The sequence below is a fragment of the Vallitalea longa genome (assembly GCF_027923465.1).
Classification (GTDB): domain Bacteria; phylum Bacillota; class Clostridia; order Lachnospirales; family Vallitaleaceae; genus Vallitalea; species Vallitalea longa.
This window is the reverse complement of sequence record NZ_BRLB01000001.1, coordinates 627,028-645,593: the sequence shown is the minus strand read 5'-3', so window position 1 is coordinate 645,593 and position 18,566 is coordinate 627,028. Positions and strand designations below refer to the sequence as shown.

19 protein-coding genes are annotated in these 18,566 nt (G+C 29.3%); all 19 read left to right on the top strand.

The annotated features are described in order from the left end of the window. Nucleotide 1 precedes the first annotated feature (1 nt). Complete coding sequence (locus tag QMG30_RS02795; RefSeq protein ID WP_281812019.1) at nt 2-316, top strand: type II toxin-antitoxin system RelE/ParE family toxin; 315 nt, start codon at nt 2-4, stop codon at nt 314-316. A 276-nt stretch (nt 317-592) separates the two neighbouring features. Further along, complete coding sequence (locus tag QMG30_RS02790) at nt 593-1,036, top strand: GNAT family N-acetyltransferase (protein WP_281812017.1); 444 nt, start codon at nt 593-595, stop codon at nt 1,034-1,036. Nucleotides 1,037-1,285: 249 nt separating this feature from the next. Next, on the top strand, nt 1,286-2,140 hold the full coding sequence (locus tag QMG30_RS02785; RefSeq protein WP_281812015.1) for an EFR1 family ferrodoxin: 855 nt from the start codon (nt 1,286-1,288) through the stop codon (nt 2,138-2,140). Between the two features lie 226 nt (nt 2,141-2,366). Next, nucleotides 2,367-2,822 (top strand): hypothetical protein, encoded by a 456-nt coding sequence (locus QMG30_RS02780; protein WP_281812013.1) that lies wholly within the window; start codon nt 2,367-2,369, stop codon nt 2,820-2,822. 170 nt (nt 2,823-2,992) lie between these two features. Continuing rightward, nucleotides 2,993-3,904, top strand: a complete 912-nt coding sequence (locus tag QMG30_RS02775; protein WP_281812010.1) for a metallophosphoesterase family protein — start codon at nt 2,993-2,995, stop codon at nt 3,902-3,904. A 95-nt stretch (nt 3,905-3,999) separates the two neighbouring features. Beyond that, entirely contained in the window at nt 4,000-4,152 is a 153-nt protein-coding gene (locus QMG30_RS02770) for a hypothetical protein (protein ID WP_281812008.1), read from the top strand. 486 nt (nt 4,153-4,638) lie between these two features. Further along, a complete protein-coding gene (gene hydG, locus QMG30_RS02765; protein WP_281812006.1) occupies nt 4,639-6,129 on the top strand; it encodes a [FeFe] hydrogenase H-cluster radical SAM maturase HydG in 1,491 nt (496 codons plus the stop codon). Then, complete coding sequence (locus tag QMG30_RS02760; protein WP_281812004.1) at nt 6,122-6,346, top strand: hypothetical protein; 225 nt, start codon at nt 6,122-6,124, stop codon at nt 6,344-6,346. Before hydG ends, QMG30_RS02760 begins: the two co-directional genes overlap by 8 nt. Nucleotides 6,347-6,354: 8 nt before the next feature. Beyond that, complete coding sequence (locus QMG30_RS02755; RefSeq protein WP_281812002.1) at nt 6,355-6,609, top strand: TM1266 family iron-only hydrogenase system putative regulator; 255 nt, start codon at nt 6,355-6,357, stop codon at nt 6,607-6,609. Nucleotides 6,610-7,206: 597 nt separating this feature from the next. Next, entirely contained in the window at nt 7,207-7,785 is a 579-nt protein-coding gene (locus QMG30_RS02750; protein ID WP_281812000.1) for a glycerol-3-phosphate responsive antiterminator, read from the top strand. 118 nt (nt 7,786-7,903) lie between these two features. Continuing rightward, nucleotides 7,904-8,770, top strand: coding sequence for a DUF7973 family transport facilitator (locus tag QMG30_RS02745; protein ID WP_281811998.1), 867 nt, complete (start codon nt 7,904-7,906; stop codon nt 8,768-8,770). A gap of 30 nt (nt 8,771-8,800) precedes the next feature. Further along, the gene (gene glpK / locus QMG30_RS02740) at nt 8,801-10,321 is read left to right on the top strand and encodes a glycerol kinase GlpK (RefSeq protein WP_281811996.1); all 1,521 of its coding nucleotides are present in this window, start codon (nt 8,801-8,803) and stop codon (nt 10,319-10,321) included. A 369-nt stretch (nt 10,322-10,690) separates the two neighbouring features. Then, nucleotides 10,691-11,155 carry a COG2426 family protein gene (locus tag QMG30_RS02735; RefSeq protein ID WP_281811994.1) on the top strand — a complete coding sequence of 155 codons (465 nt, stop codon included), beginning with the start codon at nt 10,691-10,693 and terminating at the stop codon, nt 11,153-11,155. A 119-nt stretch (nt 11,156-11,274) separates the two neighbouring features. Beyond that, nucleotides 11,275-12,360, top strand: coding sequence for a VanZ family protein (locus tag QMG30_RS02730; protein ID WP_281811992.1), 1,086 nt, complete (start codon nt 11,275-11,277; stop codon nt 12,358-12,360). 212 nt (nt 12,361-12,572) lie between these two features. Continuing rightward, nucleotides 12,573-13,805: a hypothetical protein gene (locus QMG30_RS02725; protein ID WP_281811990.1), complete on the top strand. Its 1,233-nt coding sequence runs from the start codon at nt 12,573-12,575 to the stop codon at nt 13,803-13,805. A gap of 79 nt (nt 13,806-13,884) precedes the next feature. Next, entirely contained in the window at nt 13,885-15,120 is a 1,236-nt protein-coding gene (locus tag QMG30_RS02720; RefSeq protein WP_281811988.1) for a hypothetical protein, read from the top strand. A gap of 119 nt (nt 15,121-15,239) precedes the next feature. Beyond that, entirely contained in the window at nt 15,240-15,929 is a 690-nt protein-coding gene (locus QMG30_RS02715; RefSeq protein ID WP_281811986.1) for a response regulator transcription factor, read from the top strand. Then, nucleotides 15,926-17,386 (top strand): sensor histidine kinase, encoded by a 1,461-nt coding sequence (locus QMG30_RS02710; protein ID WP_281811984.1) that lies wholly within the window; start codon nt 15,926-15,928, stop codon nt 17,384-17,386. The genes QMG30_RS02715 and QMG30_RS02710 overlap by 4 nt, the downstream gene beginning before the upstream one ends. Before the next feature lie 219 nt (nt 17,387-17,605). Then, on the top strand, nt 17,606-18,553 hold the full coding sequence (locus QMG30_RS02705; protein WP_281811982.1) for an alpha/beta hydrolase: 948 nt from the start codon (nt 17,606-17,608) through the stop codon (nt 18,551-18,553). Nucleotides 18,554-18,566: the final 13 nt, after the last annotated feature.

Here is an 18,566-nt window from a genome sequence, read left to right as displayed (position 1 = left end):
GATGGATAATTATAGAGTTGTAATTACTGAGAAAGCAATCAAAGACATAATGGAAATATTAGAGTATGTTTCCATAACTCTTTTAGATGACGAAGCAGCAAAAAAACTTGTTGAAAACATGGAGATAGCGATTCAAAGCTTAGCTGATATGCCGAAACGAAATGCATTACTAAAGGATAAGGAATTATCTTTAAAAGGTATCAGAAGGATTATAGTTGGTAATTATATAATTTTTTATATATGTTCGGATAAAGACTTATTAGTTAGTGTTATTAGAGTTTTATATAATAAAAGAGAATGGGAAAACATAATATAATTGCTTTATATTTTTGGCTATTGGCAGTTTCAGCTGTCACCATCATATAACAATGTATTTCCATTCGTTCGGGAAGGGCTTTTCTCCTCACACATCCCACCACTCGCGACAGTCATCGCATTAGCTCTTATTCAGGGTATTCCTTCTTAAGGTACTGGGACGTCGAAAATACGGGAGCGATTTGGAGGCATTAGCGAGATTCAAAAATATTGTAGTTAGGCGAAAGAATCAATTAGTTTTTATTTTAATATTTTGCTAGAAGGAGATGAAGGTATTATGGTTGAGCTTAAAGAAATTACTAAAAACAATCTTGATAATGTTCTAAAACTAAAAGTAGCTAAAAATCAAGAAGATTTTGTATCTTCTAATGTTCACTCCTTGGCTCAAGCATGGGTATATAGAAAAACAGCCTTTCCATTTGCGATTTATGCAGATAATGTAATGGTTGGATTTATTATGTTGGGATATTATGAGTCTAAAAACCAATATACCATATGGAAACTTATGATAGACAAACAATATCAAAATAGAGGATTTGCCAAAAAGGCCTTAAATCTTGCAATTAATTATTTAGTTAATAATTTTACTGTTAAAACAATCGTTTTGGGTGTTGCTTTTGAAAATACAACAGCAAGAAATTTATACCGTTCTTTTGGCTTCAAAGAAACTGGTGAATCTGATGAATTTCAATTTGAAATGGGTTTAGTAATTGATACGTGATTTTGTACTTCATATTATGAGCATAATACATATATATATAAACACTTTAACTTGTAACTTTTTTAATAATATGGAGTTGATTAAAATATTTCTTACGGTATAGAATTTAAGGAATTTATTTGTGAAGAGTGTAGTAATTAATTACAGTTTTCTTGTGAATTGGCAAATAAATTGACAAAATATTAGTTGATACATATAATTAAAATTAGATTTATTATAACTAATTTATAATTAGGAGGTTGATTAATCTTGAGTACAGAAATTTATTATTTTTCAGGAACTGGGAATTCATTATATATTGCACAAGAAATTCAAAAGAAAATTCCTAATACCAAATTGATACCAATCGTTAGTCTTTTACATCAAGAGGTTATCCAAACGAAAGGAAAAAGGGTAGGCATCATTTTCCCGGTATATGCTTTAACAATTCCAATACCCGTTAAATGGTTTTTAAAAAAACTTGATATTAGTTCTGCTGAATATGTTTTTGGGGTTGCAACTCGATTAGGTATTATTTTTAAGGATTTTAAAAGAATTGATAAGATATTGAAAAAGAAAAATAGTGGTTTGAATTCACATTTTGTTATAAATATGTATAGCAATGATGTAAAAGTTGAAGATTATCAAACTCCAAAGAAATCAGAAATTTCTAAATTAGAGAAAACCGTACAGAATAAACTAGATAATATTATAAGCATTATTTTAGATCAAGAAACCAGTAAAGAGAAAGACGTTGATTATTTAATTGATTTACCTTATAATCCTATAGTTAATTTTTTCTTGGAAAAATTTATAGTTTCTTGTATGACTATATCCGAGTATATCGGAGGTGTCAAGTATTTTTGCACTGATTCTAAATGCATCGGGTGTGGTGTTTGCGAAAAGGTTTGTTTATCGGGGAAGATAAAAATGTGTAACAACAAACCGATGTGGCAGAAGAAAGTCCTTTGTTATATGTGCTATGCATGTATTAATTATTGTCCTGTAAATTCAATCCAAATAAATAGCATACCAGGGGTAAAATCATTTACTAGACAAAATGGAAGATACACTCATCCTTATGCAAGTATAAAAGATATAGCTAAGCAAAAGGCATCTAAATAACAAGATATGGTAAAAATTTCTTTTTGATTATGATAGTATAGCGCTCAGATTAGCGGATGATCTTTCAATTGTAATGATGTGTAATGAGAATTAACCAGAAGCGAAAATTAGGAGAGTTGCAAGGGAAGGTTATTTTGTTTAGCAAGACTTAAAGAATAATGAAATATAAATGTAAAGATAAGACATTATATGACATAGATATATTAGATAGCAGGTGAATACAATTATGAAAAAAATTAATTATAAATATATTATATTAATGATATTTGTGTTATTTTTACCAGATATTTTCTCTCATGTCAAAACTGATATTAAAATTCAAGTTCAAAAGAAAAGAAATAATGATACTTTTGATAAACTTGAAAAAGAGTTTAAAGACATTATTATAAATATGGATGCAATGGATTCATATGAAGAGGAAGTTATAGTTGATTTAATATTTCAAAAACCTGTTAAAGAAAAGTATGATATATATTTAAGTAAGGAATATATAGATTCTTTGAATAAGCTTGAAAAGTTACTAGATGATATGGAAAGGGTTATAACACTTAATACCGAAGTTAGATATGGAAGACTAAATAAATGCTATAGTGATATAAATTCTATAATAGAAATGATTGAAAATTTGGATAAAAATGAAGGAAGTAAAGCAATAATTGATGAAATGATTAGTAAATATTAGTTAAATAAAATAATGCTAATATCTAAAGATTAATTAACATATCCATGTATTTTCATGGTGCAAGGTAAATATTAATGAATAATAATAAAAGCAATAAGTAATATTTTTAATGAATATTTAGGGATACTATATATTGAATTGCATAGCACTTTACCTCTGGGGGTGAATTGATGGATAGAGTGAAATTTGCAATATTTACAGATTTACATTTCGAACATATTCCTGACGGACATAAAAGAATTGAAAATTTCATATCAAATATTAGAGATGTAGATGTAGATTTTGTTATTCAACTTGGAGATTTTTGTAGACCAATAGAAGAAAATCAAATTTTGCTTGATATGCTTGATAGTCTAGGGAAACCTCATTATCATTTGATAGGTAATCATGATTCTGATTTATTTCCCAAGGGAAAAGTTATGGAGTTTTTACATATGAATAATAGTTACTATTCATTTAAATATGGTAAAGTTAAGTTTATTGTATTAGATACTTGCTTTATCAAAAAGGAAAATGGTTATGAACCATATTGCAAAAAAAATTATAATAAAGCTAATGATATATATCCCATTCTTCCGGATTATGAATTGAAGTGGTTGGAATCTCAATTAACTGATGATAGTAAGTATTTCGTTATTTTTTCACATCATAGTTTTGAAAATGAATTTGCTAAAAGAGGAGTATATAACAGGGAGATAGTTAGAGAGTTGATTAATGGGGTAAATCATACAGGCAAAAGAGTACTTTTATGTATAAATGGACATGACCATGGAGATTCTATTGAAAAAATTGGACAAACTTATTATTTTGGTTTGAATTCAATGTCATATATATGGTTTGGACCACAATACGAGCATTTTTGTTACTCAGATGAAATACATAAACAATACCCATTTTTGAAGGATATGGTTCTATATGAAAAAGGGTTATATAGTATCATCACAATTACAGATAGTGGTGGTATTAATATACAAGGAATGAATGGACATTACCAAAATATCTCACCAAAATCTTTGGGACTTGAGGGTGTATGGAATGGACGATCTATATTACCTATTGTATCTTCATTAAAAGTAGAGTAAATTATATTTTGTTTAAAGATGATATAAAGCAATGAAAAGTTCCAAAAATTAAGCATTATTTTTTAATAAATTATATCAATGGGAGTATGATCGTTTTGGACAGAATTAGTGTTATTATTCCAATCTATAAAATTGGAAAATATAAAGACATGGATAAAGTTTATACTTTGATGAGAGAGTGTGAAGTGCAAAAAGATTTTGAGTTGAGATATAGTTTAAAGTGGGAATTAATTGTGCTTAATAATTAATATTTAATAGAAGCTATGCATATTGACAAAAAATAAACAAAATGTTATCATTACTTTAGAATAAATTTCAGCTTTTCCGAGAGACAGTCTTAGTTGAACTGAATGTACAATCAAAGACCTTACAGAAAAGAGTTATCTGATTTGGGAGGAATTTGTGCAGAATTGTTAATTTAACAGTTCTTTTGAGCTGTTTTTTTACTTTATAGGAAAGTCTTACTTTTTAAGCATATGAAATAGAAATGTTTTCATATGTGTTAAGGAAACTTTCCTAATGGACAAATCCGCTTTGCGGAACGAGGTATAAGCCTCTTTTGTTCTTTGCATGACTTCCTTAGGGGAAGTTTTTTTATTATGTAAAAGTTGTAGTATCTATTTCAATAATCTTTTATGTAATCAAATCAGTATGGCATTTCTTAATTGATAATCCTTTTCTTGTAGATATTAATATTCTATAAAAACAAATATATAATTATGGAGGTTTTACAAATGGATACTAAAAAATGGGTAGACCAAGTAATAAAACAAGATCAAATTGACAAATATTTAATTAATGGTAAGGATTTTATTGACGAAGATGAAATTTATAGCAAATTGAATTCTAACAAAGATTGTAGTAAAGAAAAAATTAGAGCTATAATGGAGAAATCTTTATCTATACAAAGATTGAATTTTGATGAAACAGCTACATTACTTAATGTAACAGATGAAGATATGTGGGAAGAAATGTATGAAGCTGCAGCTGAAGTCAAGAGAAGAGTATATGATAATAGAATTGTATTTTTTGCACCATTATATTGTGGAAATTTATGTGTTAACAGTTGTAAATACTGTGGATTCAGAAAAGAAAATGCTGCGGAAGAAAGAAAAGTACTTACTGAGGAAGAGATAAGAAAAGAAACAGATTATATATTGAGTCAAGGTCATAAAAGGGTAATTGTTGTATATGGTGAACATCCCAAAACAGATGCTAACTACATAGCTAACAGTATGAAAACAGTATATGACGTTAAAAGAAAATCTAATAACGGAAAGACATCATATATAAGAAGAATTAATGTCAATGCTGCTCCAATGAGTATAGAAGACTTAAAAATGTTAAAAGAGGTTGGCATAGGAACATACCAAGTTTTTCAAGAGACATATCATAAACCAACATATGAGTTAGTTCATCCAGCAGGATTAAAAGCAAATTATAGATGGAGATTATATGCTCTACATAGAGCTATGGATGCTGGTATTGATGATGTTGCTGTAGGAGCATTATTTGGTTTATATGATTGGCGTTTTGATGTCATGGGACTTATGTATCATACAGATGATCTTGAAAGACAATTTGGCATAGGACCTCATACAATATCATTCCCTAGACTAACACCAGCTTCTGGATCCAAATTAAGCACAGATTCCAAATATATAGTTGATAATAAGAACTTCAAAAAAATAGTTACTGTTTTAAGACTTGCAGTACCTTATACTGGTTTGATTATAACTGCACGTGAAAACCCAGAAGTAAGGGATGAAGTTGTAAAAGTCGGATGTACACAATTAGATGCTTCCACTAAGATAGGTATTGGAGCATATGATAAAGCTGCTCGTAATGAAAAAGAAGATAAAGAACAATTTACTATCGGTGATAAGAGATCTCTTGATGAAGTGGTCAACAAACTTGCTAGAATGGGTAAAATCACTTCTTTCTGTACTGCTGGATATAGATGTGGAAGAACTGGAGATAAGATAATGAATCTATTGGAAAGTGGAACAGAAGGTAAATTCTGTAAGTTGAATGCAGTACTTACATTTAGAGAATATTTGGACGATTATGCATCAGAAGAAACTAAAAAAATTGGAGAAGAACTTATCAAAAAAGAGTTGGAAGAAATAAATAATATAGAATTTTATAAGAACAATAAGCTACTAGACGTAGTTAATGATTATTATAAAAGAATTTCTGAAGGGGAAAGAGATTTATATGTGTAGAGAGGAATTAGAGAATATTGTAAAAGATATTCATGATGAATTTCAGGTAGAATTAGCTATATGTGAAGTTTTCACCAGAAGATGGTCATATATTACTGGAACAGATAATTATATTAGCGGTAGATTCAGAATTAAAATAAATGACAAGTATGGTATAATAGTTAATTGTAATGAACAAGATGTGGACAAAATCAAAGACTATGTGAAGAAAGGATAAGATTTTAATTGAAAAGAGTTGCAGTAATAAGTGCTATATTAGAAAAGCCAGAAGACACACAAAATATTTTTAATAATATTGTTGCCTCTTATAAAGATATGGTAAAAGGACGTATGGGACTTCCATTGATAGAAGAAGGAGTTTCTATTATCAGTATTACAGTAGTAGGCGAAATCAATGATATAAATAGCCTTAACGGTAAACTTGGAAAATTACCAAATACTCAAGTAAAAACATCTATATCTAAAAAAGAAATAGAATAATGTTATCCTTAGATAGGGCTGTCAGATAAATATTATAATTTGACAGCCCTATTTTTATTATGTGATACAAATCAATATAGAGAACAGTCAACTGTTCTAAATAGAGATTATAAGCTATTTATGGCTGCTAGTTGATAACAAAAAAATTAGCATAAATAATCATATGGCGTTTTAAATAAATAATATGATATATTCATTAAAAGGAGCTGTTACAGGAAAGCAGTTTCTTTTTTTTATATAATGTCACAAGTTCATGAAAAATATATAGCCTTTTGATATCATGGTATATATTATATTAATTAAGTATTATTTGCTAAAAATAAAAATAAATAAAAAAACTATCTATAATAATTTATTTAATGAATAATGCATAATAGAATTTGATTATTACTAATTTAGAAAAATAATATAATATTCAGCAAAAATATTGACATTAACTAAATACTAATGTAGAATGTAACATATAAAACATAATATCGGGTTGGAGATAATGGAGAACCACACAAGGAGACCTAGGAATAGGTTAGCTTAGTGTGGTTTTTTTGTGCCCAAAAAATTATGAAAAAGTATATTTTTATATTCATAGGAGATGTTGTAATGAATTACAATCAAGTTAATAGTTTTAATAATCAAATGGAAGTTAACCCTATTATTGCAGCAGTTAACAATTTGGATAAACTTGATGCGGCTATCCAATCACCTTGCAAAGTCATTTTCTTATTGACGGGTAATATTTTTAATCTAAAAGAAATAGTACAGAAAGTCAAGAACAACAACATGGACATATATATACATTTTGATTTATTGCAAGGTTTTGCTAAAGATTCAATAGCACTAGATTACATTAGTAAAGAAATAAAACCTGATGGAATTATTACAACAAAAAGCTGTCTCATTAAAAAAGCTAAAAATCTGAATCTATGGGCGATACAAAGACTTTTTATTTTTGATTCTATGTCACTAGAAACAGGGATCAACAGTGTGAATATAACAAAACCCGATACAATAGAAATTCTACCTGGAGCAATACCCAAAATTATTACTGAGATACATAATAGAACAAACATACCTTTAATAGCTGGAGGACTTATCAGGAATAAAGAAGATGTAATTGAATGTCTTAAAGCGGGTGCTCAGGGGATTTCTGCAAGTGGAGAAAAGATTTGGCACATGTAACCTACTCATAAGACAATAATTTACATAAAAAAACAAAAAACTATATGGGAGGGCAAGATATGGTATAGGTTTCAGTAATAAAAATCTAGTAAAACGATTATTGGAAGGAGGAAGTTTTTTGAGCTTAGAATTAATTTTAATATCTTTTGGTGGTGGAGTTTTTGGTGCGCTCATTGGTGCATTACCAGCTTTTATATTTACAGGTTTTGTGGGACTTATTGGAGTAGGAGTGGTATGTGCTGGAGGTCCACCAACAATTCTTAACGATATTACTTTTGGAGCTTTTTTAGGACCACATGTTGCTTTTGCAGGAGGTGTTGCTGCAGCAGCATTTGCAGCTAACAAAAAGAAACTGTTGGAAAGTGGAATGGATACTACAATTCCATTGAATAAATTTCAAGATAAAAGTATATTGATTGTTGGAGGTATCTTCGGGGTATTAGGGCATCTAGTCAACTATCTGTATGCAACGATAATTACTCTTCCAACTGATACAGTTGCAATGACTGTAGTTACATCGGGAATAATCGCAAGATTGGTTTTCGGAAGAACAGGCTTATTAGGCATAAGAAACCCAAGTAGAGTTACAGCTGAAATCGCAGCAACTTCAGAGGTAGAAAGACATATATTACCAACTTCAAAAACCATAACTTATGACATCATAATGGCTCTAGGATTGGGTATAGTGGTTTCATATATATCAATTATCACAGGAATAGCTGTTTTAGGTTTTTGCGTTAGTGCGGCTTCTTTGATATTTACTCAAATGGGATATCCTGTTCCAGCTACACACCATGTTACTTCAATAGCGGGTTTGGCGGCTTTCATGTCTGGTAGTATATATATAGGTGCTCTTTTTGCAGTATTGGCGGCAATAATATTTGAGATTGTAGCGCTTAATTTTAATAGTAATTGTGATTCACATATAGACCCACCAGCAGCATCAATATTCATATGTGCATTTATCATTATGGGGATATTTTGAAGATAGAATAAAAATCAGGAGGTTAAGGTTATGGTAAAAAAATATGTAATGGCGTTGGATCAAGGAACTACAAGTTCTAGAGCAATAATTTTTAATCATGAAGGTAAGATAATCAATACAAGTCAAAAAGAATTTACTCAGATTTATCCTAATCCAGGTTGGGTTGAACATGATGCTATGGAGATATGGGGAACTCAAAGTGGTGTTGCTAGAGAAGTTCTAGAAACATCGGGAATATCACCTGAAGAGGTAGCAGCAATAGGTATTACCAATCAAAGGGAAACTACTGTGGTATGGGATAAAAATACAGGAAAACCAATATACAATGCTATTGTGTGGCAATGCAGGAGAACAGCAGATATATGCGATAAATTGAAAGAACATGGTCTGGAAGACTATATAAAAGAAAATACAGGATTAATTATTGATGCTTATTTTTCAGGTACCAAGATCAAGTGGATACTTGATAATGTTGAAGGTGCAAGAGAGAAAGCGGATAGAGGAGAATTATTATTTGGTAATATAGATACATGGTTGATATGGAATCTTACAAGAGGAAAAGTACATGTGACAGATTATTCTAATGCATCTAGAACAATGTTGTACAACATAAAAGAGTTGAAATGGGATGAAACAATACTAGAAGAACTGAACATACCTTCTTCTATGCTTCCAGAAGTAAGACAATCAAGTGAGATATATGGATATACTGATTCTAAGACATTCGGAGGTGCAAAGATACCAATTGCAGGCATAGCAGGAGATCAGCAAGCAGCATTATTCGGTCAGGCATGTTTTGAACCTGGAATGGCTAAGAATACATATGGTACAGGATGCTTTATGCTTATGAATACTGGTGAAGATATGGTTATATCTGATAGTGGATTGTTGACAACTATCGCATGGGGAGTAGATGGTAAAGTAGAATATGCCCTTGAAGGAAGTATTTTCGTGGCTGGAGCTTCTGTACAGTGGCTTAGGGATGAATTGAAATTAGTTGAAAGCGCTAAGGATACTGAATATTTTGCAACACAAGTTGAAGATACCAATGGTGTATATGTAGTTCCTGCATTTGTTGGACTGGGAGCTCCTTATTGGGATATGTATGCCAGAGGAATAATCGTAGGTCTGACTCGTGGAGCAAATAAAAATCATATTATTAGAGCTACACTGGAATCCATTGCATATCAGGCAAGAGATGTTCTTGAAGTGATGCAGGAAGATTCTAAAATAGAACTTCAATCATTGAAAGTTGACGGAGGAGCGGTTGCCAATAATTTCTTGATGCAGTTTCAATCAGATGTTCTTGGAGTAGCTGTTGATAGACCTGTAATTACAGAGACTACAGCCCTAGGAGCGGCATTTTTAGCTGGTTTGGCAGTTGGATTCTGGGATAGTAAAGAAGAAATCGCTAAGATGTGGGCTATGGATAGACATTTTGAACCTGTAATGGAAAATGAATATAAGGAAAAGAAATATTCTGGATGGAAGAAGGCAGTTAAAAGATCATATATGTGGGAAAATCCAGAAGATGAAAAGTATACAAGTTAAATAATCGTTAGAAAGATTATATCAATGCTGATTTTACCAAAGATATCAAAAAATAAGCTAATATTAATGAATTAGCTTCAGGCTGTCGACAAAGTATTAAGTTCAGAACAGACAACGGTTGTATATTGAAACCATATATAGTGATAATACACTCTCGTTACGTTTGTTGCTTCTATCTATTTTTAAGGTATGGCAACAAGTGTAAAAGTCGTTATTATTACTATATATGGTTTTTTCTACATTTACAACTCTTAAGCCAGTAAAAAAATGTGACTTATGCATATAAAATCTTTACTACCCACATTACATTGCAGAACTATAATTGATGTGGTAATATATGGAGGTAAATAATGATGAATGGAGTTAATGATGGATAAATTATTACAAGTTTTTATTTCTTCAATGCTTCCGATAGTAGAGCAAAAAGGAGCTATTTTGCTGGGTATTCTATCATATGATATTGATGTGTTTACTGTGTTTTTTGTGAGTTTAATCGGGAGTTTATTACCAGCACCTTTCATTCTATTATTCTTTAATAAAATATTTAGTTGGATGAAAAAATATAAATTTTTTGTTCATATCAATAATATTATAGATAAGAAAATAGCAAAGAACTCTAAGAAAATAGAAAAACGGAAAGAATTGGCCCTAATTATTTTTGTGGGAATACCATTGCCTACTACAGGTGTATGGACTGGTAGTGCAGTTGCTGCATTTTTGAATTTGGATTTCAAGAAATCAATGTTATGCATAATTTTAGGAGCTATTATATCAGCTGTATTGATAACAATAATATCTCTAACATTTCCATCACTTTGGAATATGTCTTTATAGTTTTATAAATATTGGATGAATTGATACTTAGAAATACATGCAGTATAATATAAAATTATTAGTTAAAAATAACATTATATATACATCAATTAGACATTATAAGAAAGGAATCATTATATATGGAATCACATTTATTTCCTATTCGCATAGCACTGCTAACTTTTCCAGTGGTCGCTTTTTTATTGACAATTCCATTTTTGATATATCAGTATACAAAGTATCACTATGTAAATAAGATAAGGGTATTGGTTACATATTCGTTTTTACTTTATTGCATAACCGCTTATTATTTGGTCATATTACCTCTGCCTGATACTAGAGATGTGTTGGGTCTATATCCTGCGGGTAAACAGATGTATCAGATTATCCCATTCAGTTTTATAAGAGATATAATAAACGAGACTAATGTAATTATATCTAAACCTTCTACTTATTTATATCTTTTTAGGGAGGCTGCTTTTTTACAAGCTATATTCAATGTATTGTTATTGACTCCTTTAGGAATTTATTTGAGGTATTATTTCAGAAAGAGTTTCAAGAAAACCATATTAATAGGTTTTTTGGTTTCGTTGTTTTTTGAATTGACACAGATAACAGGTTTGTACGGAATCTATAATGCACCGTATAGACTGTTTGATGTAGACGATCTAATATTAAACACTATAGGGTGTTTTGTAGGTTTTGTAGCAGCTCCTATTGTGACGTTTTTTCTTCCTAGTTACAATAGGCTAGACAGAAATGTAGATCTGGACAATATGAATGTAGGCTTCATCAGGAGATTTTTAGCATTATCAATAGATTGGGCTATTATAGTGATATTTATTGATACCAATGATTTTATTCAATATGTATCAAGTGTATTTATTTACTTTATTGTCATAGAGTATTTAACTAATGGTAAAACTATTGGTAAGCTATTGACATCTATAAGAGTTCGAGGAAAAGGATATAGAATAACATTTAAGGAATTACTTATAAGATATGGCATTTTATATTATGGTTTAGGATTATTGAATAAATTGTTCATTAATATTAGCGAACAATATTTTGTTTCACAGTTTATTATATTTGGTCTAGTCTTTACTATTGATACTTTGGTTTTTATAAGCGTACTGGCTTCCATAATCAAAAAAGAACCGTTTTTCTATGAGAAGATAAGCAAAACCAAGAATATTATTGATTATAAATCTAGTAAATCAAATTAAAGAATTATAGTATATGTAATCATCAAGCTGTATTTCGTTTGTTTAGCGAAGTACAGTTTTTTGCGTTGAATAAGTTTTTCCTAATTGTATGTAATTAAAATAGTTTACAATTCGGAAACATTTTAAATATACTTCTGAAAATTGTTCCTTCTATAATAGAACTTAGTTAATACAAGTTAACAATTTATTTTAATTATGAGGAGGAAACAATAATGAATCATGGAAGAAGAGTTATGAGTATTTTAATCGCAGCTATGTTAATATGTACTTTTACAGGTTATTCAGGTGTAAAAGCACAGGCAAAAGAAGGAGAGAATATCAAAACCCTGGATAGTCAGGAAAAGAATAAGAACGATGTACTGGCAATTAAAAAAACTATTCAAGTAGAAGATTTTAAAGGTTATAAATGGTTAGATAATAATAGAATATTAGGGGTTTCTTATAAAAACGATGACTATAGAAACATAGCTATTTATAATGTTACAAAAAATACAGTTGAAGAATTAACCAATTACAAGGGAACAGAAAAATATATTGACACAATTAAAGAAAAAAGTGAGGCAAAGTGTCATTATCAATATAAAGAACTCATAAAAGATTTTGTTTTGTTTAGTGTAAAAACTGGAGGCAGTGAACCTTATAAGATATTAAGTTATGATTTGAAAAATGATAAGTTAGTGAAGGTAGATGAGAATGTAGGTGCTTCTAAATATGCAGGTAACAATAAATTGTATTACACAAAAGGCTTTCAATTGTTCAGATATGATTTAGTGAGCAACAGTAAAACTGAAATAAAATTACCTGTAGATCTCACAAGTAATTTAAAATCTTTTGTTTCAACCTTTGAAGAATATGAAAAAAAAGATTTAGAGGAGATGAAAAATGATAAAACTTTGTCTCAAAGTGTTATAGATAAGTTCATAGAACAGGATAAGGAATATTACGAATATAAAAAATTGAATAACAAAATAGTTGGTATAGATATAGAAGGAGAAGAAATACAATGTGATTCTTTTAATGATAAGTACTATACTTATAACATGAAAAACAATACTTTTAGAGAAGGAAAAATAAAACATGAGCATAAAGGAAAACGTTCTGGAGAATTATTAATTGGTAAAGTAGCAAAAGAATTATTCCAGGAAAATGAATTATGGAAAATAGATAACAATGGTAATAATATAAAATTAATTGATACAGCGCCTATAGATTTTGTAAGGAATTTTTATTTGTCGCCAGATAAAACTAAGTTGATCTATGAAGTATTCTATGAGGAATATCCTAATGAAAAAACATTGAAAAAAATATATGATTTTGATACAGATAAGAAAATAACAGTATCAGGTGATTATGATAGTTGTTATTTCAATAATGATTCAGATAGAATAATATTCAATGGTAATGTTCCTTATAAAAATAGTAAAATAGTGATTTTAAATGATTAATAGATAATAAAAGTAAGTAATGATATTTATTGAGATAATTATGCTATTGTCTTAATCAAAAATTAAGGAGAAAATGATAATGAATTATAGAAAAATAGTATCAAGTATTTTAATCGTAGCTATGCTAATGTGCACCTTCACAGCATGTTCAAGCAAAATGGTAGAGGCCAAAACGGGAAATAATATCAAAACACTTGATAATCAACAAAAGGAAATAAACGATGTTCTGTCAATTAAGAAAATCATTGATGTAGAGGATTTTCATGGTTATCAATGGTTAGATGATAATAGAATATTAGGGAAATCTGATAAGGATGGTTATGAAAATATAGCTATTTATGATATTAGAGATAATACAGTTAAGGATTTGACAGATAATAGGAATCCAGAAAAATTTATTGAAAGTTCTAATGAAAAAGTAGCGGGAAAGTGTTATTATCAATATAAACAACCCATAGAGGATTTTGTTTTATATAGAATGGGAAACAGAGCATGCTTTGATCTTAATGAAATATTTATTTATGATTTGAAAAATGATAAGTTAGTCAAGGTAGATGAAAATGTAGGTGATCATCAATATGTTGGTAACAATCAATTGTACTATACAAAGGGACTTCAATTATTCAGATACGATTTAGTGAGCAAGAGTAAAAGTGAAATAAAATTACCTGTAGATTTAACAAATAATTTGAAATCTTGGGTTTCAACATTTGAAGAATATAAAAAAGGGGCTGTAAAAGCCATGAAAGAACAAGGCTATTCTGAGAATGAGCTTGATAGGTGTTTAAAAATGGATAAGGAAAGATACGAATACGAAAAGAAGAATAATCAAATAGAATATATATATATAAAAGGAGAAGAAGTACAATTAAGGTCTTTTAATGCTAATTGGTGTAGTTCTGACTTAGAGTGTTATACTTATACTTATAACATGGAAAACAATACTTTTAGGGAAGGCAATATAGAAGAAGAGTATGAGGATTCTACAGAATTAATAATTGGTAAGGTAGCAAAAGTTTTGATATTCGAAGATGAATTATGGAAAATAGATAATGAGGGTAATAATATAAAATTAATAGGTACAACACCTGCTGATTTTGTACAGAATTTTTATTTATCACCAGATGAAACTAAGTTAATATATGAGGTAGCTCCTAGTGAAAAAAGGGAGAAGATAATATATGATTTTAATACAGATAAGAAAATAACTGTATCAGGCGGGTATTATGGTTGTTTTTTTAACGACGATTCTAATAAAATAATATTTAATGGTGCTCGTTCTAGGAATAGTAAAATAGTAATTTTAAATGATTAAAAATAATGATAATTATAGTATAAAATAAAAAACTGGTTTTGCAGAATAAGAACAGAATTATATTCTTATTCTGCAAAGCATTTCAATTATAGGTAAATATAATATAAGCAGGTGGGAGAATGACAAAAATTGTAGTAGCTGATGATGAAAAGCATATAACAGATGCAATATCATATGCTCTGGAACGTGAGAATTATCATGTATATAAAGCATATGATGGTAAAGAAGTTCTAGAATTAGTTAAAGAAAAGCGTCCTGACATACTAGTGTTAGATATCATGATGCCCAAATATAATGGATATGATGTTTGTAAAAATATTGAAGATACTAACGGTATGGGTATCATAATGCTTACAGCCAAGAGTACTCTATTCGATAAAGTACTTGGACTGGAACTAGGTGCAGATGATTATATTACAAAACCTTTTGAAATACAGGAATTACTGGCACGAGTAAGATCACTAGAAAGAAGAATCAATAAGAAACATAATAATATAGAAAAAGATGACGATAATATACTAACAATTGAAGGTATAAAAGTTAATACATTAGAAAGAGTTGTTTATATAGATGATGAACAGATTAATCTCAAAGCGAGGGAGTATGATTTACTGATATTCTTAATGAAAAACGTAAGGACGACTTTTACAAGAGAAATGATATTGGATCGGGTCTGGGATATGGATTATTATGGAGGAACAAGAACTGTTGATATTCATATCCAACGTATTCGAAAGCATTTGGGAAAATATAGTCAGTTAATCAAGACTGTACCGAAAGTAGGGTACAAAATGGTGGAGTGTATATGATGAAGGTAAGCCTTAAACATAGATTGACGATTTTTATCATTCTGTTGTTAATAACTAATCTAGTTACAATCAGTTTGCTTACCATGAAAGGTATCAAGAATAATCAAATAGAAGATTATGAAAAGTATCTAAAAGAAAGTAGTAAGACAGCTAACTTATTCATCAGAGAAAAATATTATGAAACGGATTATGAAAATCTAGAGGTTTTTTATAATAGGAATCCTAATGAACTAATTAATGAGCTGGAAAGGATTTTGGGTATATATCCAATATTATTTGATATTAAAGGTAAAAAGTTAGGATATAGTTCAGGAGAAAATACATATAATGACAATAATGATATACTGACAATAGCTTTAGGTAATCAAATCGTATACAAGAAAGTTGAAGATACAATAATATATATGGCTCCTGTCTATGATTTTGATAAACAAATTGGAGTTATGCAGTTACAATATAGTCTAGGTAGAGAAAACAGGTTTTACTGGAATACTTGGGGATTACTTCTTCGATTTGGTTTAGTCTCTATAATTATAACATTCATATTGGGGAGAGTATATTTTATAAACATAGTGAATAAAATCAAGAAGTTACAAGAATCTGTTAGACTAATAGAAGATGGACAATATGATATAGGAGGAAATATCATTAGCAGTAAAGATGAGTTTGGTGAGCTAAGTACAGGTATAGAGACTATGGCAGTCAAAATAGATGATAATATAAAGCAATTGACAGATGAAAAAGCCAAACTGCAAATAGCTCTGGAACGTGTCCAGAATCTAGAAAAGAAACAAAAGGAATTCATCAGCAATATTACACATGAATTCAAAACACCTATAACTGTCATTAAGACTCAGATTGACTTGATGAACCTATATAAGGACGATGAAAAATTAGCGGATAGATCCTATATCGTTGTTGATAAAGAACTGAAAAGATTAAATTTGATGGTAGAAAAAGTATTACATCTATCCAGTTTAGACAAGTATGAATTTGAGATAAGAAAACAGATTATCCATACTGATATCCTATTACAGGATATAATTGATAAGTTGAAGGCAAAAGCTTCTAAATACGGTATTACAATAAGATCAGAACTAACACCCTGCCAAGTATGTATGGATAAAGAAAGTTTTATGATGATATTCATTAATCTGATTGACAATGCAATAAAATATAATATAACAAATGGCAGAATATCAGTTACAAGCATAAAAAAAGGAGATTTCAATCAGATAGAAATTGAAGATACGGGTATAGGAATACCTGATGAATGTAAGGAAAGAGTATTTGAACCTTTCTATACAGTTGACAAGAACAAATCCAAGGAATTGTCAGGTACAGGTCTTGGATTGAGTCTTGTAAAGAAAATGTTGGAAAAACAAAGTTCAACTATTGAACTTATGGATTCAGATGAAGGTACGGTATTTAGACTAAATATACCAATTAAAGATTAGCACAAATATGTAAGCTGTTCCAAATATTATAATTAACTTGATTAAATGAAATGACAAGGTGAATTATATTATTGATATTTGGGATAGCTTATTGTGATATTAGCTTAATCAAAAGTATTTTTCTCAATTAACTTGTGAATTCCTAGATTATTTGATAAGATAAAGTTCATAATCTAATATGTTCTGAACGATTATTAATAACTTAGTTAGGAGATATTGATGAAAAAGAAGTTAATAAAACTTAGTTCCGTTATATTTATAGTTGGTGCATTATTAATTATATTAGTGGGATTTTTACTAGCTTTTATTCCAGCAAGAATGACAAAAATACATACCGATAAAATTGTAAAATTATATTTGAATGATATGAGTTATGACATAGAAGATTTTCATGATAAATGTTATGATATGATTCAAGAAGATGAATTAATAACAGAGGATGGACATAGTATACCAATATTTTATTTATTGAAAGAGAATACTTATGATAATAAAACCATTGTTTTAGTTCATTGGCATGAATCAAATCACAAAGCAATGTATCCTATTGCAGAATTTTTTTTGGAGCAGGATTTCAATGTTGTTTTATATGATGCGAGAGCTCATGGGGATAATACTGCTAAGACTGTGACTTTTGGATATTATGAAAAAGAGGATTTGGGAACTGTTATTGATTATGTTAATAGTAAGATGACAGAAGATAATATTATAGGTGCTCTAGGTCAATCAATGGGTGGTGCTACCGTTGGTTATTATTCAGGAAGTAACCATGGAAGTGAAAATCTGGATTTTGCAATTATAGATAGCGGATATACAAGTATGTATGATGAAATAGGTTGGCAGATTGATTCATTTTTTATTCCGATGCCAACTGAACTTTTAACTAAATTAGGTAATTTATCAAATAATCAGGTGTATGGTTATACATATAAAAATGTTAGTATTGTTGATGCAATGAAAAAAAGTAGTATACCTACATTAATAATTCATAGTGAAATAGACAAGAAATGCCCATACTATATGGGAAAAGAATTATATGAAGCGATACCACATGATAATAAGAGATTAGTTACATTCAATAATTCAAAACATTTATGTGCTTTTTGGGATGAACAAGCAAAATATGAAGAAGCTATAATTTCGTTTATTGATGAATATGTTAATTGATAGCTAATTATTA

Coding starts and splice junctions, on each gene's coding strand:
- QMG30_RS02795 (WP_281812019.1), top strand. CDS start 2: ATGGATAATTATAGAGTTGTAATTACTGAGAAAGCAATCAAAGACATA.
- QMG30_RS02705 (WP_281811982.1), top strand. CDS start 17,606: ATGAAAAAGAAGTTAATAAAACTTAGTTCCGTTATATTTATAGTTGGT.
- QMG30_RS02715 (WP_281811986.1), top strand. CDS start 15,240: ATGACAAAAATTGTAGTAGCTGATGATGAAAAGCATATAACAGATGCA.
- QMG30_RS02725 (WP_281811990.1), top strand. CDS start 12,573: ATGAATCATGGAAGAAGAGTTATGAGTATTTTAATCGCAGCTATGTTA.
- QMG30_RS02790 (WP_281812017.1), top strand. CDS start 593: ATGGTTGAGCTTAAAGAAATTACTAAAAACAATCTTGATAATGTTCTA.
- glpK (WP_281811996.1), top strand. CDS start 8,801: ATGGTAAAAAAATATGTAATGGCGTTGGATCAAGGAACTACAAGTTCT.
- QMG30_RS02730 (WP_281811992.1), top strand. CDS start 11,275: ATGGAATCACATTTATTTCCTATTCGCATAGCACTGCTAACTTTTCCA.
- QMG30_RS02735 (WP_281811994.1), top strand. CDS start 10,691: ATGGATAAATTATTACAAGTTTTTATTTCTTCAATGCTTCCGATAGTA.
- QMG30_RS02750 (WP_281812000.1), top strand. CDS start 7,207: ATGAATTACAATCAAGTTAATAGTTTTAATAATCAAATGGAAGTTAAC.
- hydG (WP_281812006.1), top strand. CDS start 4,639: ATGGATACTAAAAAATGGGTAGACCAAGTAATAAAACAAGATCAAATT.
- QMG30_RS02760 (WP_281812004.1), top strand. CDS start 6,122: ATGTGTAGAGAGGAATTAGAGAATATTGTAAAAGATATTCATGATGAA.
- QMG30_RS02710 (WP_281811984.1), top strand. CDS start 15,926: ATGATGAAGGTAAGCCTTAAACATAGATTGACGATTTTTATCATTCTG.
- QMG30_RS02720 (WP_281811988.1), top strand. CDS start 13,885: ATGAATTATAGAAAAATAGTATCAAGTATTTTAATCGTAGCTATGCTA.
- QMG30_RS02775 (WP_281812010.1), top strand. CDS start 2,993: ATGGATAGAGTGAAATTTGCAATATTTACAGATTTACATTTCGAACAT.
- QMG30_RS02780 (WP_281812013.1), top strand. CDS start 2,367: ATGAAAAAAATTAATTATAAATATATTATATTAATGATATTTGTGTTA.